The organism is Acrocarpospora corrugata, assembly GCF_009687845.1.
In the GTDB taxonomy this organism is placed as follows: Bacteria; Actinomycetota; Actinomycetes; order Streptosporangiales; family Streptosporangiaceae; genus Acrocarpospora; species Acrocarpospora corrugata.
This window is the reverse complement of the sequence record NZ_BLAD01000045.1, coordinates 58,829-78,353: the sequence shown is the minus strand read 5'-3', so window position 1 is coordinate 78,353 and position 19,525 is coordinate 58,829. Positions and strand designations below refer to the sequence as shown.

Annotated in this window: 24 protein-coding genes; 17 read left to right on the top strand and 7 right to left on the bottom strand. The window is 68.3% G+C overall.

Annotation, left to right across the window (positions count from 1 at the left end):
* Positions 1-148 precede the first annotated feature (148 nt).
* From secY to truA, 14 genes are all read left to right on the top strand, one after another.
* Entirely contained in the window at positions 149-1,462 is a 1,314-nt protein-coding gene (secY, locus tag Acor_RS12815) for a preprotein translocase subunit SecY (RefSeq protein ID WP_155336837.1), read from the top strand.
* On the top strand, positions 1,462-2,115 hold the full coding sequence (locus Acor_RS12810) for an adenylate kinase (protein WP_155336836.1): 654 nt from the start codon (positions 1,462-1,464) through the stop codon (positions 2,113-2,115). The genes secY and Acor_RS12810 overlap by 1 nt, the downstream gene beginning before the upstream one ends.
* A gap of 123 nt (positions 2,116-2,238) precedes the next feature.
* Positions 2,239-3,036 carry a type I methionyl aminopeptidase gene (gene map, locus Acor_RS12805; protein WP_155336835.1) on the top strand — a complete coding sequence of 266 codons (798 nt, stop codon included), beginning with the start codon at positions 2,239-2,241 and terminating at the stop codon, positions 3,034-3,036.
* 60 nt (positions 3,037-3,096) lie between these two features.
* Positions 3,097-3,549, top strand: a complete 453-nt coding sequence (locus tag Acor_RS12800) for a DUF1707 SHOCT-like domain-containing protein (protein WP_155336834.1) — start codon at positions 3,097-3,099, stop codon at positions 3,547-3,549.
* A 137-nt stretch (positions 3,550-3,686) separates the two neighbouring features.
* Positions 3,687-4,154, top strand: coding sequence for a hypothetical protein (locus tag Acor_RS12795; protein WP_155336833.1), 468 nt, complete (start codon positions 3,687-3,689; stop codon positions 4,152-4,154).
* A gap of 194 nt (positions 4,155-4,348) precedes the next feature.
* Entirely contained in the window at positions 4,349-4,786 is a 438-nt protein-coding gene (locus Acor_RS12790) for a hypothetical protein (protein ID WP_155336832.1), read from the top strand.
* A gap of 249 nt (positions 4,787-5,035) precedes the next feature.
* Complete coding sequence (infA, locus tag Acor_RS12785) at positions 5,036-5,257, top strand: translation initiation factor IF-1 (RefSeq protein ID WP_030451477.1); 222 nt, start codon at positions 5,036-5,038, stop codon at positions 5,255-5,257.
* Positions 5,258-5,297: 40 nt separating this feature from the next.
* Positions 5,298-5,411: a 50S ribosomal protein L36 gene (gene rpmJ / locus Acor_RS12780; RefSeq protein ID WP_003956441.1), complete on the top strand. Its 114-nt coding sequence runs from the start codon at positions 5,298-5,300 to the stop codon at positions 5,409-5,411.
* 213 nt (positions 5,412-5,624) lie between these two features.
* On the top strand, positions 5,625-6,005 hold the full coding sequence (gene rpsM, locus Acor_RS12775; RefSeq protein ID WP_155336831.1) for a 30S ribosomal protein S13: 381 nt from the start codon (positions 5,625-5,627) through the stop codon (positions 6,003-6,005).
* Positions 6,006-6,039: 34 nt separating this feature from the next.
* Positions 6,040-6,444 (top strand): 30S ribosomal protein S11, encoded by a 405-nt coding sequence (gene rpsK / locus Acor_RS12770; protein ID WP_020542285.1) that lies wholly within the window; start codon positions 6,040-6,042, stop codon positions 6,442-6,444.
* A 17-nt stretch (positions 6,445-6,461) separates the two neighbouring features.
* A complete protein-coding gene (gene rpsD / locus Acor_RS12765; protein ID WP_155336830.1) occupies positions 6,462-7,088 on the top strand; it encodes a 30S ribosomal protein S4 in 627 nt (208 codons plus the stop codon).
* Between the two features lie 104 nt (positions 7,089-7,192).
* A complete protein-coding gene (locus tag Acor_RS12760) occupies positions 7,193-8,209 on the top strand; it encodes a DNA-directed RNA polymerase subunit alpha (protein WP_155336829.1) in 1,017 nt (338 codons plus the stop codon).
* Positions 8,210-8,292: 83 nt separating this feature from the next.
* On the top strand, positions 8,293-8,802 hold the full coding sequence (gene rplQ, locus Acor_RS12755; protein ID WP_155336828.1) for a 50S ribosomal protein L17: 510 nt from the start codon (positions 8,293-8,295) through the stop codon (positions 8,800-8,802).
* Positions 8,803-8,876: 74 nt separating this feature from the next.
* Positions 8,877-9,683, top strand: coding sequence for a tRNA pseudouridine(38-40) synthase TruA (gene truA, locus Acor_RS12750; protein WP_155336827.1), 807 nt, complete (start codon positions 8,877-8,879; stop codon positions 9,681-9,683).
* On the opposite strand, the gene Acor_RS12745 is transcribed toward truA, so the two are convergent.
* The 3 genes from Acor_RS12745 to Acor_RS12735 all read right to left on the bottom strand — a co-directional run bounded on the left by Acor_RS12745 (position 9,680) and on the right by Acor_RS12735 (position 13,423).
* On the bottom strand, positions 9,680-11,857 hold the full coding sequence (locus Acor_RS12745; protein WP_155336826.1) for a hypothetical protein: 2,178 nt from the start codon (positions 11,855-11,857) through the stop codon (positions 9,680-9,682). The two genes, truA and Acor_RS12745, sit on opposite strands and share 4 nt — an antisense overlap.
* 71 nt (positions 11,858-11,928) lie before the next feature.
* Positions 11,929-12,666 (bottom strand): hypothetical protein, encoded by a 738-nt coding sequence (locus Acor_RS12740; protein ID WP_155336825.1) that lies wholly within the window; start codon positions 12,664-12,666, stop codon positions 11,929-11,931.
* A gap of 52 nt (positions 12,667-12,718) precedes the next feature.
* Entirely contained in the window at positions 12,719-13,423 is a 705-nt protein-coding gene (locus Acor_RS12735) for a CAP domain-containing protein (RefSeq protein WP_155336824.1), read from the bottom strand.
* Between the two features lie 361 nt (positions 13,424-13,784).
* Between Acor_RS12735 and rplM the strand changes: the two genes are divergently transcribed.
* From rplM to glmM, 3 genes are read left to right on the top strand one after another with little or no spacing between them, the layout of a single operon-like run.
* Positions 13,785-14,228 (top strand): 50S ribosomal protein L13, encoded by a 444-nt coding sequence (gene rplM / locus Acor_RS12730; RefSeq protein ID WP_155336823.1) that lies wholly within the window; start codon positions 13,785-13,787, stop codon positions 14,226-14,228.
* Between the two features lie 30 nt (positions 14,229-14,258).
* Complete coding sequence (gene rpsI, locus Acor_RS12725) at positions 14,259-14,780, top strand: 30S ribosomal protein S9 (protein WP_155336822.1); 522 nt, start codon at positions 14,259-14,261, stop codon at positions 14,778-14,780.
* Position 14,781: 1 nt separating this feature from the next.
* Positions 14,782-16,113 carry a phosphoglucosamine mutase gene (gene glmM / locus Acor_RS12720; protein WP_155336821.1) on the top strand — a complete coding sequence of 444 codons (1,332 nt, stop codon included), beginning with the start codon at positions 14,782-14,784 and terminating at the stop codon, positions 16,111-16,113.
* A 28-nt stretch (positions 16,114-16,141) separates the two neighbouring features.
* Here glmM and Acor_RS12715 read toward each other — a convergent pair whose 3' ends face one another.
* The 4 genes from Acor_RS12715 to Acor_RS12700 are packed head-to-tail and all read right to left on the bottom strand — an operon-like array spanning position 16,142 to position 19,516.
* On the bottom strand, positions 16,142-16,858 hold the full coding sequence (locus Acor_RS12715) for an ABC transporter permease (RefSeq protein WP_155336820.1): 717 nt from the start codon (positions 16,856-16,858) through the stop codon (positions 16,142-16,144).
* Entirely contained in the window at positions 16,855-17,763 is a 909-nt protein-coding gene (locus tag Acor_RS12710) for an ABC transporter ATP-binding protein (RefSeq protein WP_155336819.1), read from the bottom strand. The genes Acor_RS12715 and Acor_RS12710 overlap by 4 nt, the downstream gene beginning before the upstream one ends.
* Positions 17,760-18,629, bottom strand: a complete 870-nt coding sequence (locus Acor_RS12705; RefSeq protein WP_155336818.1) for an ABC transporter permease — start codon at positions 18,627-18,629, stop codon at positions 17,760-17,762. Before Acor_RS12705 ends, Acor_RS12710 begins: the two co-directional genes overlap by 4 nt.
* Positions 18,626-19,516, bottom strand: coding sequence for an ABC transporter ATP-binding protein (locus Acor_RS12700; protein ID WP_155336817.1), 891 nt, complete (start codon positions 19,514-19,516; stop codon positions 18,626-18,628). Before Acor_RS12700 ends, Acor_RS12705 begins: the two co-directional genes overlap by 4 nt.
* Positions 19,517-19,525: the final 9 nt, after the last annotated feature.

The window sequence follows — 19,525 nt, the reverse complement described above, 5'->3', positions numbered from 1 at the left end:
TTCGCCTGACAGTGGGCTGCGTTGGCTGCCCACATGTGCAGTTTGTGTATTAAGTGCAGTATGTGTACTACGTACTAGAAGACCTGACTGATGGACGACCCCCGGACCATCGCTGACCGTAACGCGTCTTAGGCGCGCAGGAGGGACCGTGCTAACCGCTCTCACCCGGGCATTCCGTACTCCGGACCTGCGCAAGAAGTTGCTCTTCACCTTGGGCATCATCGCGTTGTTCCGACTCGGCTCGGTACTTCCGACCCCCGGTGTCAACGCTGAAAACGTCCGTACCGCCCTTGAACAGGCGCAAGCGGGTGAATTGGGCAACATCTATGGGATGGTGCAGCTGTTCAGTGGCGGCGCGCTGCTGAAACTTTCCGTGTTCGCTCTCGGCATCATGCCGTACATCACGGCGAGCATCATCCTGCAGTTGCTGACCGTCGTCATTCCCCGGTTGGAAGCCCTCAAGAAGGAGGGGCAGGCGGGTACCGCGAAGATCACGCAGTACACGCGTTACCTCACCATCGGGCTCGCGGTGCTCCAGTCGACGGCTTTCGTCGCGCTGGCCCGGTCCGGGCAACTGTTCCAGAACAGCGCCGAACTGCCGGTTCTGCTGAACGACGACATCTTCACCGTTGTCACCATGGTCATCACCATGACCGCGGGCACCGCCGTCATCATGTGGCTGGGCGAGCTGATCACCGACCGTGGCGTCGGCAACGGCATGTCCATCCTCATCTTCACCCAGATCATCGCGGTCTTCCCGTCCGAGTTGATGAACATCTTCCGGTCACGCGGCTGGTTCACCTTTGCCATCGTGCTGATCGTCGGTGTCTTCATGGTCGCGGCCGTGGTCTTCGTCGAGCAGGCGCAGCGCCGCATCCCGGTGCAGTACGCCAAGCGGATGGTCGGTCGCCGGATGTACGGCGGCACCTCGACCTACATCCCGCTGAAGGTCAACCACGCCGGCATCATCCCGGTCATCTTCGCCTCGTCGCTGCTCTACCTGCCGCAGCTGGTGGTGACGCTGTTCGCCAACAGCACCACGCCGAACGTGGTGGTGGAGTGGATCGCGCAGAACCTCGCCACGGGGGACACCCCGATCTACATGGCGACGTTCTTCCTCCTGATCGTCTTCTTCACCTACTTCTACGTGTCCATCACTTTCAACCCCGTTGAAGTGTCCGACAACATGAAGAAGTACGGTGGGTTCATTCCGGGCATCCGTCCGGGCCGGCCGACCGCTGAGTACCTGAACTACGTGCTCACCCGGTTGACCGCGCCAGGCTCGTTGTATCTGGGCGTGATCTCCATGGTCCCGATCTTCGCGCTGGCGCTGGCCGGGGCGAGCCAGAACTTCCCGTTCGGAGGAACCAGCATTCTGATCATGGTGGGTGTGGGCCTGGACACGGTCAAGCAGATCGAGAGCCAGCTCCAGCAGCGTAATTACGAGGGCTTCCTGAGATAGTGCGCGTCGTCCTGGTCGGGCCCCCCGGAGCGGGCAAGGGGACGCAGGCCCAGTTCATCGCATCGCATCTGTCGATCCCGAAAATCTCGACAGGTGACATTTTCCGCGCCAACGTTTCGGGGGGCACGGAACTTGGCAAGCTCGCCAAGGGGTACATGGATCGCGGGGACCTGGTCCCCGACGAGGTGACGATCGCGATGGTTCGCGATCGCCTCGCGGAGAACGACGCGCAGGAGGGTTTCCTGCTCGACGGTTTCCCGCGGAACGTGGCCCAGGCCGAGGTTCTCAAGAAGATGCTGGCCGACTTCGGCACCGGGCTGGACCTGGTGCTGGAGTTGGTGGTCGACGACGACGAGGTGGTCCGCCGCCTGGCCGGCCGCCGTACCTGCCGTTCCTGCGGCAAGGTCTGGCATGTGGACTTCGATCCGCCGAAGGTGGACGGGATCTGCGACGCCTGCGGCGGCGAGCTGTTCCAGCGCGATGACGACCGCGAGGAGACCATCAGGCACCGCCTGGAGGTCTACCAGGAGCAGACCGCTCCTTTAGTGTCTTTCTATGCCGATGAGGGCATTTTGCGCGGGGTGGACGCGACCGGTCCGGTCGAGGAGGTCACCCAGCGGGCGATGTCGGAGCTGCGCCGGTTCGCGGACTGAGAAGCGGACCGAGAACCGGACTGGGTTCGCGACACCGATGACCGAGAGCGCCACTCCATTCCGTGGGGTGGCGTTCGGTCGTTGCGGGAACAATCACGAAAACCACCCCAGGGGGTGCTGCAGGTGTTCAAGAAGAACCGGCACGGGATCCAGATCAAGTCGCCCGCCCAGCTGGACGGCATGCGGGCCGCGGGCCTGGTCGTGGGCCGCACGCTGGAGCTGCTCCGCGGTTCCGTGAAGCCGGGCATCACGCCGCTGGATCTGGACGTCATCGCGGAGAAGGCGATCAGGGACGAGGGCGCCGTGCCGTCCTTCAAGGGCTACCAGGGGTTCCCCGCGACCATCTGCGCCTCGGTCAACGCCGAGGTGGTGCACGGCATCCCCAGCCGGGAGCGGGCGCTGCGCGAGGGCGACATCATCTCGCTCGACTGCGGCGCGATCCTGGCCGGCTGGCACGGGGACGCGGCGATCACGGTGCCGGTGGGCGAGGTGGACCCGAAGCTGACCGAGCTGATCCGGGTCACCGAAGAGGCCATGTGGCGCGGTATCGGCGCGTTGCGCCCCGGAGGGTATCTGTCCGACATCGGCCACCAGATCGAGCGTTACGCGCGCTCTCAGGGCCGCTACGGGATCCCGCACGAGTACGGCGGCCACGGTATCGGCACCGAGATGCACATGGACCCGTGGGTGGCCAACCACGGGCGGCCCGGACGGGGCCCGAAGCTGGAGGTCGGCATGTGCCTGGCGATCGAGCCGATGCTCAACCTGGGCACGGACAAGACCCGGGTGCTGGCCGACGACTGGACTGTGGTGACCATCGACGGGAAGCCGTCGGCGCACTTCGAGCACAGCGTCGCGGTGACCGAGAAGGGGCCGTGGGTGCTGACCGCGCTGGATGGCGGCGAATCCCGGTTCAGCTGACGTTCATGGCTCGCGGTATGCGTACATAATGGGATTTATACGCAGAGCGAGGAGATGGCTATGGCGGCAAGCCCGGAGATGCGGGCCTCCGACGGCGACCGGGAGCGAGTGGCCGCCGCGCTGCGTGAGCACATGGTCGAGGGCCGCCTCGACGTGGACGAGTTCAACGAGCGCCTGGAGCAGGTCTACAAAAGCCGCACGTACGGCGAGCTGGCCGTGGTGACCTCGGATCTGCCGGCCACGGACCTGCACACGCTGCCCGCCACCACACCCCGGCCGCAGCCGCGCAAGGACCCCCGCAAGGACCCGGCCAAGGCGCGCGCCGAACTGCGGGCAAACTGGGCGATCTGGGCGATGGCCAGCTCCATCAACTGGGTGATCTGGCTGATCGTCAGCACCACCTCGGACGGCGAGGTCTATCCGTGGCCGCTCTGGGTGATGGGCCCGTGGGGCGTGGTCCTGCTGGTCAGCACGCTTTTCGGGAACTCGGCGGTAAACAAGCGCGACAACTAGTAGGCCGCTGAATGTGCCGTTGTGCACCCTCGGGGGCTTATGCGTATTCGTCCACAGAACGAATGGTTGAAGCTCCATAACGTAAGCGATGTCCGGAGATGAGCAGCATCCCGGAGTTGGTCTCACTGGAGGACATCGTGCGAAACATTCGCCGCATCATGGTCGGCGCCGCCCTCGCCGGCGCACTGGCCGCAGGCGTTCTGGCCGCCCCCGCCGCCAACGCGGCCGCCGCCCCCGCCGCCGCCGCGGCGTCGGCCCCCACCAAGCACTTCTTCGGCAACTTCTACTCCAAGTGGCACCCGAGCGAGGACGACGACTTCGGGCACCGTTCCTACTTCAAGGGCTACTGGTACAAGAAGGATGGCTACTACTGGTTCGTCGGCGACCTGTTCGACCGCGACCGCGACAACGAGTACTCCTACGTGTGGTACCGGTACCGGGACGGTAGCGGCTACCACGAGAAGTACTTCGGCAAGAGCAAGAGCCACCTGCACTTCAACAACTTCGCCAAGTTCAAGAGCGGCAAGTTCAACGACTTCGACATCCGCGTCTGCGAAGGCGACAACCGCTTCGAGGACTGCGGGGGCTGGGGCGACGCTTTCTGAGCCGTCCGTTCGAAGTCGTAACACGGGGGGTTGAACCCTAAAGCTGAGCGGGGCCCGTAAATCTCGGGACGGGCCCCGCTTTTCCCGTCCCCGGACGGGGCTTTTTCCATGTCCGGAGTCACTCTTTACCGCGCTCGCGCCGTCCCCCGGCTTGCCCCCGGGTAGGTGATCACCATCGAGCCATAAGGAGTGACATGTCCGGATATCTTGCGCCAGTCGTGCTGGCCGCCGCGTTTGTCCTCCCGGCCATTCCGGACACTCGGCACGTCACCGTCACCCCGATCTCGGCCGTGCCCGGCGGCACCGTCCGGATCACCACCTCCAGCTGCGCCAGCGGCGCCCCGAGCGTGACCGCCACCTCACCCGCGTTCGCGTCCTACGCCGCGCTGACCCGATCCGGCTCGATCTGGTACGGCACCGCCCAGCTGAGCCCGTACTCCGCGAAGGGCCTGAAGACGGTCTACGTCTACTGCGCGGGCGGCCCGTTCACAGGGGAGTTCATCGTCGGCCTGGGCGGCGGCGAGGGCGGCGGCCGGATGCCCTGGGTGCTCGGCGCGATCGCCGTGCTGGGCGCCGCGGTGGCGGTCGCCGCGCGCCGGCGGCGGATGCGGTGGCCCAGGCGCTTCCCCTGATCGCGGCGGGCACGGGTACCCGCGAACTACGGTAGTCTGTTAGACGGATGTGTACTGGCTCCGCTGAGCACGAGGGAATGCGCGATCGTTTCGCTTTCCCCGGCGGGTTGTCGTACACTCCTTTGTCGGTTCACTATGACCTTTTGCGCATAGGCGGCCTTGCTGGCTGCCGCTCTCTGGAAGCGTGGATAGGTCGCGGCTGATTAGTGTTCCGAACCTCAGACGACCGATCAGTGAAACGCGAGGGACATGGCCAAGAAAGACGGCGCCATCGAGATCGAGGGCACTGTGGTTGAGTCGCTCCCGAACGCGATGTTCAGGGTGCAACTCGACAACGGCCATAAGGTCCTGGCCCACATCAGCGGGAGGATGCGGATGCACTACATCCGAATCCTTCCTGACGACAGGGTTGTCGTCGAACTGAGCCCCTACGACCTGACTCGTGGGCGGATCGTCTACCGGTACAAGTAGGTCGCCCACCGGGCGTCCGGTCTGAGGAACGAATAGGACTATGAAGGTCAAGCCGAGCGTCAAGAAGATCTGCGACAAGTGCAAGGTGATTCGCCGGCACGGTCGCGTCATGGTGATCTGCGACAACCTGCGCCACAAGCAGCGTCAGGGCTAGTCGCCGCCCGGCCCTCATGAGTCCGCCCCCCGTGGCGGACTCGACGCATGTGGGCCGGAAACAGTAACGCGCGTCACACTCGCGTAGGCGTCCCGAAGTCTGGGACGAACCGCGCGGGAGACCCCCGGTCGGAGGCCGGGGCCCTCACCCCGGGCATGGGGAGGGGAAGTGAGGCGCAGGACCTCCGCCCAAAACGAAGGAGAATGCCCGACCATGGCTCGCCTGGTTGGCGTCGACCTCCCCCGCGACAAGCGGCTGGAGATCGCACTCACCTACATTTTCGGAATCGGTCGCACCCGCGCCCTGGAGATCCTCACGGCCACCGGCGTCAGCGGTGACCTGCGCGTGCACCAGCTCAGCGACGCTGAGCTCGTGCCCATGCGTGACTACATCGAGGCGAACTTCAAGATCGAGGGCGACCTCCGCCGTGAAGTTCAGGCGGACATCCGTCGCAAGATCGAGATCGGCTGTTACCAGGGCATCCGGCACCGCAAGGGCCTGCCTGTCCACGGTCAGCGGACGCAGACGAACGCGCGTACCCGCAAGGGCAAGAAGAAGACCGTGGCCGGCAAGAAGAAGCCGGGCAAGAAGTAGTCCCTAGCAGCCACATTCCAGGAGATAGCGCTAAATGCCGCCGAAGAGCCGCCAGGGCGCACCGAAGAAGGTGCGCCGCAAGGAAAAGAAGAACGTCGCTCACGGGCACGCCCACATCAAGAGCACGTTCAACAACACGATCGTTTCGATCACCGACCCGAACGGGAACGTGATTTCCTGGGCCAGTGCCGGCCACGTCGGGTTCAAGGGCTCTCGCAAGTCCACCCCGTTCGCCGCGCAGATGGCAGCCGAGAACGCCGCCCGCCGCGCCATGGAGCACGGCATGCGCAAGGTCGACGTCTTCGTGAAGGGTCCCGGTTCCGGCCGGGAGACCGCGATCCGCTCGCTGCAGGCGACCGGGCTCGAGGTCGGATCCATCCAGGACGTGACCCCGGTTCCGCACAACGGTTGCCGTCCGCCGAAGCGCCGCCGCGTCTGACCAGGAGATAGAGAACAATGGCTCGTTACACGGGTGCGGACTGCAAGCTCTGCCGTCGGGAGAAGACCAAGCTCTTCCTCAAGGGTAAGAAGTGCGAGTCCGCGAAGTGCCCCATCGAGATCCGTCCTTACCCGCCGGGTGAGCACGGTCGCGGTCGTCCGAAGGAGTCGGAGTACCAGCTTCAGCTCCGTGAGAAGCAGAAGACTCGCCGCATCTACGGCATTCTCGAGCGGCAGTTCCGCAACTACTACGAGGAAGCCAACCGCAAGGCGGGCAAGACCGGCGAGAACCTCCTCCAGATCCTGGAGAGCCGTCTCGACAACGTGGTCTACCGCGGCGGTTTCGCCGAGTCGCGCGACGCCGCTCGCCAGCAGGTCCGTCACGGACACGTGGTGGTGAACGGCAAGAAGGTCGACATTCCGTCGTACCGCGTGCGTGAGCACGACATCGTCGAGGTGCGGGAGAAGTCGCGCAACCTGCTGCCGTACGAGGTGGCTCGGGCCACCGCCGGGGACAAGACGGTCCCGGCGTGGCTGGGTGTCTCCTCGGAGGCCATGCGCATCCTCGTGCACCAGCTCCCGGTTCGCCAGCAGATCGACACGCTGGTCCAGGAGCAGCTCATCGTCGAGCTTTACTCCAAGTAGGGCTCAACGTTGCCGCACGGCCCACGATTTGGGGCCGTGCGGCATCATGGTTGTAGGCGAGTGGCGTCAAATAGCGGGCGCCGCCGTGAAAGAGGAGAGCACGCATGCTTATCGCACAGCGTCCCAGCCTCGTCGAAGAGTCTCTCGACGAGCACCGCTCCAAGTTCGTCATCGAGCCGCTGGAGCCGGGCTTCGGTTACACCATCGGCAACTCGGTGCGGCGCACGCTGCTGTCGTCCATTCCGGGCGCGGCCGTCACCAGCATCCGGATCGAGGGCGTGCTGCACGAGTTCTCGACCGTCCCCGGGGTCAAGGAGGATGTCACCGACATCATCCTGAACCTGAAGGCGCTGGTCGTCTCGTCCGAGCACGACGAGCCGGTGGTCATGTACCTGCGCAAGCAGGGTCCCGGCGAGGTCACCGCCGCCGACATCGCGCCGCCGGCCGGTGTCGAGGTGCACAACCCCGAACTGCACATCGCCACGCTGAACGGCAAGGCGAAGCTGGAGATGGAGCTGACCGTCGAGCGCGGTCGCGGCTACGTCTCCGCCGCGCAGAACAAGCAGCCGGGCCAGGAGATCGGCCGGATTCCGATCGACTCGATCTACTCCCCGGTCCTCAAGGTCACCTACAAGGTCGAGGCCACCCGTGTCGAGCAGCGCACGGACTTCGACCGCCTGATCCTGGACGTCGAGACCAAGCCGTGTATGAAGCCCCGCGACGCGGTGGCCTCGGCCGGTAAGACCCTGGTCGAGCTCTTCGGCCTGGCTCGCGAGCTCAACGTCGAGGCCGAGGGCATCGACATCGGCCCGTCGCCGACCGACGCGGCCCTGGCCGCCGATCTGGCGCTGCCGATCGAGGAGCTGAACCTGACGGTTCGTTCCTACAACTGCCTCAAGCGCGAGGGCATCCACACCGTGGGTGAGCTCGTGGCGCGCAGCGAGCAGGACCTGCTCGACATAAGGAACTTCGGCGCCAAGTCGATCGAAGAGGTCAAGCAGAAGCTGCACGAGATGGGCCTCGCCCTCAAGGACTCCCCGCCCGGATTCGACCCCACCGCGGTCGCCGGCGGCGGGTACGACGACGAGGACGGCGGCTTCATCGAGACCGAGCAGTACTAGAAATCCCATAACGATCGGTTCGCCGGTCGGCCCGACCCCGGTACCTGATACGGCCGGGGCGGGTTATCTCCAAGGAGCATTCCATGCCCAAGCCCTCCAAGGGCGCCCGCCTCGGCGGCAGCCCGGCCCACGAGCGGCTGATCCTGTCGAACCTGGCCACGCAGCTGTTCCAGCACGGCCGGATCCGCACCACCGAGGCCAAGGCCAAGCGGCTGCGCCCGGTGGCCGAGCGGCTGATCACCAAGGCGAAGAAGGGCGACCTGCACAACCGTCGCCAGGTGATGGAGACCGTCCGCGACAAGGGCGTCATCCACCACCTGTTCGCGGAGATCGCGCCGACGTTCGCCGACCGTCCCGGTGGCTACACCCGGATCACCAAGATCGGTCCCCGGAAGGGCGACAACGCCCCGATGGCGATCATCGAACTGGTGACCGAGCCGATGAACCCGGTCAAGGTCGAGAAGGCTCCCGCCGCTCCGGCGCCGGCCGAGCCGGAGGCCCCGAAGGCCGACGCCGAGGTCGACGAGACCCCGGCCGACGCTCCCGAGGCCCCCGAGGCCGAGGCCGCTGAGGCGAAGAAGGACGACGCCTGATCTTTCAGGCTCAGGACGGGTCCGGTGTCCGCTCAGGGCGCCGGGCCCGTTTCGGTTGAATGGGAGATGCTCCGATGGTCAGGTTGCGGCTGGATCTCGGCTATGACGGTACGGATTTCTCCGGCTGGGCCCGGCAGCCCGGGCTGCGGACCGTGCAGGGGGAGATCGAGCAGGCGCTCGGGCGCATTCTGCGGGTGGATCCGCCGGGGTTGACGGTGGCCGGCCGTACCGACGCGGGGGTGCACGCGCGCGGGCAGGTCGCGCATGTGGACCTGGAGGCCGATGTGGAGCTCCCTGCGCTGCTGCGCAGGCTGGCCGGGGTACTGAGGCCGGATGTCCGGGTTCATCGGCTGTCCGTGGCTCCTGCCGGTTTCGACGCCCGGTTCTCCGCCCTGTCCCGCCGGTACGGCTACCGCGTCGGCGACGCCCCCGGCGGCGTGGACCCGCTCCGGCGGCGGGACGTGCTCTGGCACAACCGGCCGCTCGACGTGGACCTGCTGAACGCCGCCGCCGCGGGCCTGCTGGGGGAGCACGACTTCGCCGCGTTCTGCAAGAAGCGCGAGGGCGCGACCACGATCAGGGAACTCCAGCGGCTGGACTGGGTCCGCGGCCCCGACGGCGTGCTGCTGGCCACGGTGGTCGCGGACGCCTTCTGCCATTCGATGGTGCGGGCCCTGGTGGGCTCGCTGCTGGCGGTCGGCGAGGGCCGGCGGCCGGTCGAGTGGCCGGGTGAGGCGCTGGCCCGCGGGCAGCGGGATTCTGCCATCAATGTCGCGCCCGCGCTCGGCCTCACCCTGGAGGAGGTGCGCTACCCGCCCGACGACGAGCTGGCGCTGCGCGCCGTGCAGACCCGCCGGGTGCGCGACCTCGCGACCAGTTAGCCGCCGATGCGCTTCTCGATCACTTCGGCGGTGTGGTCCCGGAACGCGCCGCTGACCGGCCCGAGGTCCTTCTCCTTCTCCACCGGCGTGTGGCCGTCGGCGTAGGTGGCGTAGCTGAAGACGATGTAGCGCCCCCAGACCATGCCCGCCGCGTACCCGCCGGAGATCGAGACCCGGTCCGCGCCGGTGTCCGCCTCGCCGTCCAGACCCCGGAACCACAGGTTGCCGCCGAGGTTCTTGGTCTTGTCGACCTCCAGGGCGGCTTCCTTGGTCGGGAGTACGGCGATGCCGGTGGTGACCGCGTACTGCTTGCGCGCGTCCACGTAGGTGGCGCGGAGCACCCGGCGGCACTGCTGCTGGGTCAGGGCCGTGGCGAACGCGCCGGCGGCGGCGTCCTCGCACTTGTCGGTGATGTTCACCTTGACCCGCCGGAAGGTCCGGCCGTCCACGCTGATCCTGGCGTCGGGGAACGCCTCGGCCAGGGTGAGTTTGCGGGGGTCGGAGGTCTCGGAGTCGAGCACGTCCCCGGTCGTCGGCGCCGGGTCGGGGCCCTCGTTCGCCACGGCGGGCGCGCCGGCGACCGCGGGGGCCTGGCCGGTCGCGGCCGGGTCGCCCTTGTCGGTGTAGGCGAAGTAGGCCGCGGTGCCGATCGCGCCCACCACGATCAGCGAGCAGAGCGCGAGCACGGCCTTGCGGCCGCCGCCGGACTGGCGCGGTTCGGCGGGGGCTGCCTGGGGCGGCAGCTGCCGCTGGAGCTGCTGTTGCTGCGGTACGGGAGGCAGCACGATGCCTTCGGCCGGGGTGTGCCGGCCGTGGATCCGGCGCAGCGGCGGGGGTGCGTCGGTGACCGGGAACATGACCTCGCGGCGCGGGATCGTGGTCTCGGCGATGGACTCCTCGGGCGGCGGCTGCGTCGGGACGACGGTCCGCCAGCGGCCGGGACCGGGCGGCCAGGCGTCGGGGTCGTCGCCGGGTTCGGTCGCGGGGCCGCCGGCGGGCGCGTCGAGAGCGGCCACGGCGGGTTCGGCGGGTTCGGGGACGGCGGATACCGCGCGTTCGGCGGGCCAGGTGAGCCCGCTCTCCCGGTCGCCGGGCAGCGTGACGAGATCCCGATCGGCCGGGGACTCGTCCTGGGGCACCCCGGCGCTGGTCTCCGGGACGACCTCGTGCGACTCGGCGTCCTGGGGCGGCTCGTCATCCCGGCTGACCTGCGGAACCGACGGCCAGGACCCGAAGGCGGGCCACTGCTGCTCGACCGTCCCCTCGGGAGCCTCGGCGGCCGGTTCGGCGGGTTCGGTGGTCGCGGCCTCGGAGCTGGCCCCCGCCGCCGACGGCCACGACTCCGGGGCGGACGGCTCGGGCACCTCGGTCTCGGCGGCGGGTAACCGGCCCGGCGCGGACCACGGCCGCAGCGTCGGGGCGGGGCTCTCGGTGGGCGGCCAGTGCCGCGGCACCACCGGGGGGTCGTCGCCCGTGACGTCCTCGCTGTACACGGCCTCACCGGGGAGGCGCGGCGGCCAGACGGGGACGTCGCCGGGCTCGCCGGACCGGACCGGCTCCCGCGGGACCTCGGCGGGCTGGGCTTCGGCTTGGACGGCGGCGTTGAAGGTTTCGGCTCGCATGCCCGCTTTCAGGGTCTCGGATTGCACAGTGGCGTTCAGGGTCTCGGCTTGCTCGGCGGTGTTCGCGGGCCAGGCCGGCAGCGGCGGCAGGCCCGATCGAGGAGCTTCGGCCGGGTCGGGTTCCGGCGCCGACGGGGGCGGCCAGCCGGCGGGATCGCCCATGTCGCTCATGTCACCCGCGCCGCCCACGGACTCGCCGGTGGCGGCCGGCCAGACCGGCTGGTCGGCGGCGTCGTTCGCGCCCGGCCACACCGGCATCCCGGCGGCGGCCGCGGTGTAGGCGGGCGGCGGTTGCCACGGCGGCGCGCACGGCACCACCGGCGGCGCGGCCTCCGCCACGGTTCTGGCGGGCTCGATCACGGAGGGTGACCACAGTTCGTCCTCGCGGGTGGGCGCCGAGAACCAGCTGTAGCCGGGACGCCACGGAGAGCCCATGCCCAACTGCAGGTCATCGCCACGGCCAGCCTGCCCGAAGCTCGGCGGGGGGACCGCCGAGGCCGCGGGACCGCTGCGGTCGTAGTCGTGTTCGGAACCCGGATCCTGGCCACGCATACGCGGAAGCGTATCGGCGCAGACGAGATCGGCGTGCCGCTATGGGCGTTTCCACAGGGGTCCGGGCTGGCTCAGGACGGGACGCCGCTGATGGAGCGGGTGTCCAGGGCCGCGAAAACGGTCTGGTCGGTGATGTCCACGGCGGCCTGGGTGAGCCGCTTGAGCTCGGACTTCTTCGGTTTGTGCCCGTCCTTGAACTGGAACCACAGCAACACCGCGTAGTGGCCGTGATACCAGCCGCCCGCGTACGCCTCGCCCTGGCCGAGGAACTTGCTGATCTCGTCCTTGCCGGGGAGCGGCTTGAGGAAGTCCTTGCGCTCGTCGCCGGCCCCGGCGGTGGCGACCTTCTTGGCGCCCGCGGAGGTCTTCAGGTTGGCGACGCCGACGGTGCCGATGACCAGGCCCTTGGCGTCCCGGAAGCTGGCCCGGATGAGCTGGTTGCAGCCGGCCGCCTTGAGGGCCTTCTCCAGTTTCGGGCCGGAGATGGCGTCCTTGCAGACCTTGCTGGAGTCGAAGGTGGTCCGCCGGTAGGAGCGGTTCTCGTTGGTGATCTTGGCGCTGCCGAACAGCTCTTTGGGGGTGAGCGGCTTCGGGTCGGTCTTGCGGGCGGCCGCGTAGCCGTACTGGCCGCCGGGGACCTGGGGCAGCGACGGGGACGGCTTCGGGGTGGCGCTCGCCTCGGGCGCCTTCTCGCCGCTGGCGGAGACCCAGAAACTGACGGCCACGACCAGGACCAGGACCACGGCTATGACGGCGATGACCACCGGGGGACGCCTGAGGGAGGATTTCGGGTAGTCGCGGGAGCCCATGGGCTGAGATTAGCCGCCTATCCCATCAGATGCGGACTGGTCAGGAATACCGTCAGGGGTAGCCGAAGTCCTGCGTCCACCAGGGCCCCTCCGGGCCGAGGGTGACGCCGACGCCGGTGGTGGTGAGGCGGCAGTTGAGGATGTTGGCCCGGTGGGTGGGGCTGGCCATCCAGCCGCGGACCGCCTCCTCGGCGGTCTGGTAGCCGCGGGCGATGTTCTCCGCGCCGCCGTGCTGGTAGCCCGCGCGGGCCATCCGCTGCCACGGTGTGCTGCCGTCGGGGGATTCGTGCACGAACGCGTTGCCGTCGGCCATCTCGGCCGAGTGGGTCCTGGCCGACTGGACCAGGCGCTGGTCGATCCGGAGCGCGACGCAGCCGTTCTTCTTGGCGCGCTCGATGTTGACCAGGGTGACCACCTCGGACTCCAGGGCGGCCAGGTGGCCGGCGTCGCCGACGAGTTCGTCGCCGCCGTGGCTGGTGCTCTGGTCGCCGCCGTACGAGCCGTCGATCAGGTTGGACGGGCGCTGGCGCGGTTTGGCGCTGGGGACGGCCTGGCCGGTCACGGGGTCGGCGCCGCCGGTGACGGGGCGGGCGACGGGGGCGAGCGCGGTGAGGTGGCGTTTCCTGGCCGGGGACGGCGTGGCGGACGGCTCGGCGAGCGGGGTCGGCTCGGAGTTGCGCAGGAAGACGTCGTCGGTGTCGGCCGGGGTCATGGTCAGGCGGCCGATCACGATGCCCAGCAGCAGAACCGCCGTCACGCATGCGACTAGGCCCAAGAGAGTCCCGCGTCGGGAGATCCGTTGGGTATGCCGGGTGTGAGGGGTCTGCCACATACCGCAGCCAAATATAGAGATATGAGGGCTTGTTGAAAATGAGAACAGCGGGACAGGATTGACTAGTCAGCTCCGTCGGGGCCTAGACTCGCGCGACTTGGGCTGATCGTTTTGCCGTTTGGCTGGGGGAACGGTAGTCTGCTAGTTCGTTGTGTGTGGATCAGTCCTTCGTTGACTGATGCACGGCGCAGTCCGGCGTCATCTCCCGTGAATGTGGAGACGGAAGGTTGCCGCCGTGCGTCCGCGCAACCTACCGAGAGTTCACATTCCGACAGAAGGCACTGCCGTGCGCACGTTCACACCGAAGCCCAACGAGGTCGAGCGTCAGTGGTACGTCATCGACGCGACCGACGTCGTGCTCGGCCGGTTGGCCAGCCACGTCGCGGTCCTGCTCCGTGGCAAGCACAAGCCGATCTTCGCGAACCACGTCGACACCGGTGACTTCGTCATCGTCATCAACGCCGACAAGGTCGCCCTCACCGGCAACAAGCTGCAGCAGAAGAAGGCCTACCGGCACTCCGGCTACCCGGGCGGCCTGCGGTCCGTCACGTACGGCGAGCTGATGGAGAAGCGCCCGGACCGGGCCGTCGAGAAGGCCGTCAAGGGCATGCTGCCCAAGAACGCTCTCGGCCGGAAGATGGTCAAGAAGCTCAAGGTCTACGCCGGTTCCGAGCACCCGCACAAGGCCCAGCTGCCGGTGCCCTTCACGATCACCCAGATCGCCCAGTAACGCCGAGCCAGGAAAGTTAAGAGGAGAACCGTGGCTGAGACCACTGGTACCGAGACGCTCGTCGAGGGCGAGCAGGAAGACTTCTCCGCCGAGGAGTTTCCGTCGGAGTACACCACCGAGTCGTCGCCCGCGTCGGACGTCCCCGTGCGCAAGCCGGTCACCACCGGCAACTCGTACGGCACCGGCCGCCGCAAGGAGGGTGTCGCCCGCGTCCGCATCGTGCCCGGCACCGGCAAGTGGACGATCAACGGCCGTACGCTGGACAACTACTTCCCGAACAAGGTGCACCAGCAGATCGTCAACGAGCCCTTCGTGGTGCTCGGCGCCGAGGAGCAGTTCGACGTCATCGCCCGGATCAACGGCGGCGGCGTGACCGGTCAGGCGGGCGCCCTGCGGATGGGCGTGTCCCGCGCGCTGACCATCCTGGACCCGGAGACCAACCGTCCTCCGCTCAAGAAGGCCGGCTTCCTCACCCGGGACGCCCGCGCCACCGAGCGGAAGAAGTACGGCCTGAAGAAGGCTCGTAAGGCTCCGCAGTACAGCAAGCGTTAAATTGGGCCGCCTTTTCGGCACCGACGGGGTACGTGGGGTCGCTGGACGCGACCTCACGGCCGAGCTCGCCATGGACCTGTCCGTGGCGGCCGCGCATGTGCTCCGGGACGCCGGGAGGAGCCGACCACTCGCCGTCGTAGGCCGGGACCCGCGGGCTTCAGGAGAATTCCTGGAAGCCGCTGTGGTCGCCGGCCTCGCGTCGTCGGGCATGGACGTGCTCCGGCTCGGTGTGCTGCCCACTCCGGCGGTGGCCTATCTGACACCCGCGCTGGGAGCCGACCTCGGGGTCATGCTCTCGGCCTCCCACAACCCCGCCCCCGACAACGGGATCAAGTTCCTCACCCGGCGCGGCTTCAAGCTGCCCGACGCGGTGGAGAACGAGATCGAGGATCGGCTCGGCGAGCCGTGGGAACGCCCGGTCGGCTCCGCTGTGGGCCGGGTCCGGGAGGCGTACGGGGAAGCCAACCGTTACGTCGCGCATCTGCTCACCTCGCTGCCGCACCGGCTGGACGGCCTGCGGGTCGTGCTCGACTGCGCGCACGGCGCCGCGCACATGGTCGCCCCGGAGGCGCTGCGCCGGGCGGGCGCCCAGGTGGACACCATTGGGACCGCTCCAGACGGCCTGAACATCAACGACGGGGTGGGTTCCACCCATCTCGATCCGCTGAAGAAGGCCGTCGTCGCCAAGTCCGCCGATCTGGGCATCGCCTACGACGGCGACGCCGACCGCTGCCTGGCGGTGACAGGCGACGGCGAGGAGATCGACGGCGACCAGATCATGGCGATCCTGGCCCTGGCGATGCGGTCGGAAGGCCGCCTCCAGCAGGACACGGTGGTCGCCACGGTGATGTCCAACCTCGGCTTCAAGCTGGCCATGCGCGAGGCGGGCGTGTCGGTGGTGGAGACCGCCGTCGGCGACCGTTACGTGCTGGAGCAGATGCAGGAGCACGGCTACAACTTCGGCGGCGAGCAGTCCGGGCATGTGATCATGCTCGACCACGCCACCACCGGGGACGGGCTGCTCACCTCGCTGCACCTGCTGGCCGCCGTGGTGAGTTCAGGCCGCAGCCTGGCCGAGCTGGCCTCGGTCATGACCAAGCTCCCGCAGGTGCTGGTCAACGTCAGGGATGTGGCCAAGGACCAGGCCGCCCACCCGGCGCTGCTGGCCGAGGTGGCGCTGGCGGAGGCGGAGCTGGGCGACACCGGCCGGGTGCTGATCCGGCCGAGCGGCACCGAGCCGATGATCCGGGTGATGGTCGAGGCCCGGTCGCACGAGCACGCCGAGACGGTGGCGGCCCGCCTGGCCGACACCGTCCGCGAAGTCTGCCGCTAGTTATTCGCCGTTAGTTATTCGCCGTTAGTTATTCATCGCCGGTCAGCGACAGCCCGCGCAGTCGCTGACCGGCCCAGATGACGGCGCCGACGGTCACGATCACCATCGCCGGCACGGCGAAGCTGAGCGCCACATCGGTCTTGAGGAACGGCGAGGACGACAGCTGGTCGGCCAGTGACTGGGCCCACTGCTGGATGGACAGTTTGCGCGCGCCGGGCACGTACCCGCCGATCGCGCCCTCCCAGATCAGCGCATAGCTGACGCCCACCACGACGGCGTGCTTGGTGAGCACGCCCACCAGCAGGAACACCGCCGCGTAGGCGATGCCGGCGAACAGCACGCCGACCGCGAAGCCGGTGGCGATCCCCGCCTCGGTGCCGATCAGCAGGTAGGCCGCCAGGAAGGTGGGCACCACCGAGAAGGCCGCCATCAGCGAGGCGGCCACCACGAACTTGGTGAATATGATCGTCGGCCGGCCGATCGGCTTGGACAGCAGGTGGATGATCGTCCCGTCCTCGATCTCGGGGGCGATCACGCCGGTGCCCGCGATCAGGCCGAGCAGCGGCAGGATGGTGCCGATCGCGAAGGTCTGCATCAGGGTGACGGCGGTGCTCTCGTCGCCGCCGCCGAACACCCGCAGCAGCACGGCGATGGCGAGCAGCGCCAGCGGCAGCGCCGCCAGCAGCCAGATCCGCTTGCGGCCGAGCATCGCCCGGTAGGTGATGGACGCCACGACCGGGTTCATGAGCGTCCGCTCAGGTAGGAGAACACGCTTTCCAGGTCCTCGTCTGTGGGGGACACCTGCCAGAGGTGCACGTTGAGGTCGCGGGCCAGGCGGGGGAGCAGCCGGGTGAAGCGGCGGAAGTCCTCGGTGCGGACCTCCAGGCCCTGCTCGGTGAGGGAGACGCCGCCGGCGGAGGTGTCGGCGATCAGCGCGGCGGCCAGTCTGCGGTCGTCGCTGGAGCGGACCCGGAACAGGTGCGGGCGGTCGGTCATCCGCCGCCGGATCTCCCGGTAGTCGCCGGAGGCCGCGTGCCGGCCGGCGACCAGCACCTCGATCTGCTGGGCGACCCGCTCGACCTCCTCCAGGATGTGCGAACTGAACAGGATGGTCCGGCCGGCCGCGCCGAGTTTCCTGACCAGGTCCATCAGGTGCATGCGCTGGCGCGGGTCCATGCCGTTGAACGGCTCGTCCAGCAGGAGCACCTGCGGCTCGTGCACGAGCGCGCCGGCGACCTTGATGCGCTGCCGCATGCCCTTGGAGTAGGTCTCGATCCTGCGGTCCCTGGCGGGGGCCATCTCGACCAGGTCGAGGGCGCGTTCCGCGGCGTCGTCCTGGAGGCCGTGCAGGCGGGCGGCGGACTGGACGAACTGCCAGCCGGTGAGGAAGCCGTACACGCCCTCGCGTTCGGGGACCAGGCCGATGGTGCGGTAGATCTCGTGGTTGCGCCAGATCGGCTTGGCGTCCAGGGTGGCGGTGCCGCCGGAGGGGGACAGGAAGCCGGCCATCAGGTGCAGCAGGGTGGACTTGCCGGCTCCGTTGGGGCCGAGCAGGCCGGTGACGCCGGGGCCGATGGTCATGGTGACGTCGTTGACGGCGACCACGTTGCCGTACCAGCGGGAGACCTGCTTCAGCTCGATCACGCTCATGAGGACGCCGCCTTCCGGTAGCGCAGGAACAGGGCGCCCAGCGCGAGCGCGACGACCAACAGGGTGATGGCCGCCGGCCCGAGGCCCGGCGGATAGCCCTCGCCGTTGGTGGGTTCGGTCCCGAACAGATTCACTTGTACGGCGTCCACCAGGAAGAAGGGATTGAGCAGGATGCTCCACTTGGCGGCGGGGTCCTGCCCTTCCGACATGAGCACGCCGAAGAACACCGCCGAGGCGGCCAGCGTGAACATGTAGAAGGCGATCACCGACGCGACCCCGAGGCCGCGCCGCGGCGTGAACGAGGCCAGCGCCAGCCCGATCGACGCCAGCACCACGGCGAAGATCACGGCGCCGCCCATCGAGGAGAAGTACTCGGCGTGCTTGACCGGCGTCTCCAGCTCGACCAGCAGCTCGCCGATGTAGATCAGCGTCAGCGGCACGGCCATCAGCAGGAACAGCGCGATGACCAGCGCGACGAACTTCGCGGCCACGTAGTCGAGCACTTTCAGCGGCCGGGACAGGTAGAGCGGCAGCACCCGGAAGCGCAGGTCCGGCGCGACCAGGTAGGGCGACTGCGCGGCCAGGAAGAGGGCCAGCACCGCCTGCATGGTCACCGCGTACTCGGAGTACCCCACCGCCTGCTGTTTGAGCAGCGCCATCACCGCGATGGACACCACGGCGGGCAGCAGCATGACGGCCGCGATCAGGAACGGGATGATCTTCGAGCGGGCGGTCCTGCCGAGGCCGAAGACGCCGCGCAGGCTGTTCAGGGCGAGCGCGGTGGCGGCGTAGCCCCGGCTGAGCCTGACCCCGTCGTAGTGGCGGTAGCCGATGTCGTGGATGACACCCGTGGGCGGGCTGCTCATTTGAACACGTCCTCGATGCGGCCGTGCCGCTGTTCCAGCCGGACCAGATGGAGGTCCAGGTCGCAGAGCGCGTCCCTGAGCGTGTCGAAGGTGGCGTCGGCGCGGACCTGGACGGTGAGCAGGCGGCCTTCGACGGCGACCGTCTCGCCCGCTTCGGTGAGGTGCCTGGCGAGTTGCTCCCAGCCTTCCTCGACCTCGACCGCTACGGCCTGGGTGACCTGGGTGAGCTCGCCGATGGCGGAGGAGCGGAGCAGCCGGCCGCCGTCGATGACGATGACGTGGTCGCAGATGCGTTCCAGTTCGCCGAGCAGGTGCGATGTGACCAGCACGCTGATCCCGAACTCGGTGCCGATCCTGCGGATCAGGGCGAGCATCTCGTCGCGGCCCTGCGGGTCGAGCCCGTTGGTGGGCTCGTCCAGGAAGACCACTTTCGGGTCGTGCACCAACGCCTGGGCCAGTTTCACCCGCTGCTTCATGCCGGTGGAGTAACCGCCGATCGGGCGGTAGCGCTCTTCGTGCAGGCCGACGTGGCGGAGCGTGTCGGCGGCGCGCTCGCGGGCGGCGGTGCGCGGCAGGCCGGACATCTGGGCCATGTGCACGACGAACTCGGTTGCCGACACATCGGGCGGCAGGCATTCGTGTTCGGGCATGTAGCCCACGGATCGCCTGATCTCCAGGCCTTGTACGGCCGCGTCCATGCCCAGCACGGACGCGCGGCCCGCACTGGCAGGGAGCAGCCCCAGCAGGATCTTGATCAGCGTGGACTTGCCCGCGCCGTTGGCGCCCACCAGACCGGTGACGCCCGTTCCGGCGACGACCGTGAGCTGGTCGAGCGCGGTGACGCGGGGGAACCGCTTGGTGAGACCCTCGGTTGCGAGGATTGTCATGATCCGGAC

Excerpts from the sequence above, each read along its gene's own strand:
- rpsM (WP_155336831.1), top strand. The coding sequence starts at position 5,625 with ATGGCTCGCCTGGTTGGCGTCGACCTCCCCCGCGACAAGCGGCTGGAG.
- Acor_RS12710 (WP_155336819.1), bottom strand. The coding sequence starts at position 17,763 with ATGAGCGTGATCGAGCTGAAGCAGGTCTCCCGCTGGTACGGCAACGTG.
- Acor_RS12715 (WP_155336820.1), bottom strand. The coding sequence starts at position 16,858 with ATGAACCCGGTCGTGGCGTCCATCACCTACCGGGCGATGCTCGGCCGC.
- infA (WP_030451477.1), top strand. The coding sequence starts at position 5,036 with ATGGCCAAGAAAGACGGCGCCATCGAGATCGAGGGCACTGTGGTTGAG.
- rplQ (WP_155336828.1), top strand. The coding sequence starts at position 8,293 with ATGCCCAAGCCCTCCAAGGGCGCCCGCCTCGGCGGCAGCCCGGCCCAC.
- Acor_RS12705 (WP_155336818.1), bottom strand. The coding sequence starts at position 18,629 with ATGAGCAGCCCGCCCACGGGTGTCATCCACGACATCGGCTACCGCCAC.
- rpmJ (WP_003956441.1), top strand. The coding sequence starts at position 5,298 with ATGAAGGTCAAGCCGAGCGTCAAGAAGATCTGCGACAAGTGCAAGGTG.
- Acor_RS12700 (WP_155336817.1), bottom strand. The coding sequence starts at position 19,516 with ATGACAATCCTCGCAACCGAGGGTCTCACCAAGCGGTTCCCCCGCGTC.
- Acor_RS12745 (WP_155336826.1), bottom strand. The coding sequence starts at position 11,857 with ATGCGTGGCCAGGATCCGGGTTCCGAACACGACTACGACCGCAGCGGT.
- Acor_RS12790 (WP_155336832.1), top strand. The coding sequence starts at position 4,349 with ATGTCCGGATATCTTGCGCCAGTCGTGCTGGCCGCCGCGTTTGTCCTC.
- Acor_RS12760 (WP_155336829.1), top strand. The coding sequence starts at position 7,193 with ATGCTTATCGCACAGCGTCCCAGCCTCGTCGAAGAGTCTCTCGACGAG.
- rpsD (WP_155336830.1), top strand. The coding sequence starts at position 6,462 with ATGGCTCGTTACACGGGTGCGGACTGCAAGCTCTGCCGTCGGGAGAAG.
- Acor_RS12800 (WP_155336834.1), top strand. The coding sequence starts at position 3,097 with ATGGCGGCAAGCCCGGAGATGCGGGCCTCCGACGGCGACCGGGAGCGA.
- rpsK (WP_020542285.1), top strand. The coding sequence starts at position 6,040 with ATGCCGCCGAAGAGCCGCCAGGGCGCACCGAAGAAGGTGCGCCGCAAG.
- Acor_RS12740 (WP_155336825.1), bottom strand. The coding sequence starts at position 12,666 with ATGGGCTCCCGCGACTACCCGAAATCCTCCCTCAGGCGTCCCCCGGTG.
- truA (WP_155336827.1), top strand. The coding sequence starts at position 8,877 with ATGGTCAGGTTGCGGCTGGATCTCGGCTATGACGGTACGGATTTCTCC.